The organism is Methylobacterium sp. E-066 (assembly GCF_022829635.1).
Taxonomy (GTDB): domain Bacteria; phylum Pseudomonadota; class Alphaproteobacteria; order Rhizobiales; family Beijerinckiaceae; genus Methylobacterium.
Window position 1 is genome coordinate 1 of record NZ_JAKSYO010000188.1, and the last position, 287, is coordinate 287.

At 66.9% G+C, this 287-nt stretch carries 1 protein-coding gene; it reads left to right on the forward strand.

The window, feature by feature from the left end; all coding sequences use genetic code 11:
* Window positions 1-287: hypothetical protein (locus tag MKL20_RS28235; RefSeq protein ID WP_244039456.1), on the forward strand; the 287-nt coding region annotated here is incomplete at both ends.

Below are 287 nucleotides of genomic sequence, written 5' to 3' on the forward strand. Positions count from 1 at the left end.
CACGAGATCAAGACGGGCGACGGGACACGCACCCTCGTCGGCATGGTCTACACGGGTCCTGGAACACCCGGCACGTTCCTTGATACCGCGGCGAACCGTTGGGTCGCGAGCTGGTTTAACCGACGAGAGCGCGACCTGTACGTAGCGCCGACGGCGGCCGGTACACCATCGGGCTCGCCGACCGAGGTCAGCAGCGCGAACCGCGCCTACTTCCTCGCCTGGAACGATGCGACCGCCAAGGCGAACCTCGTCGGCCTGCACAACAGCAACGCGGCCGGCTCGACCAA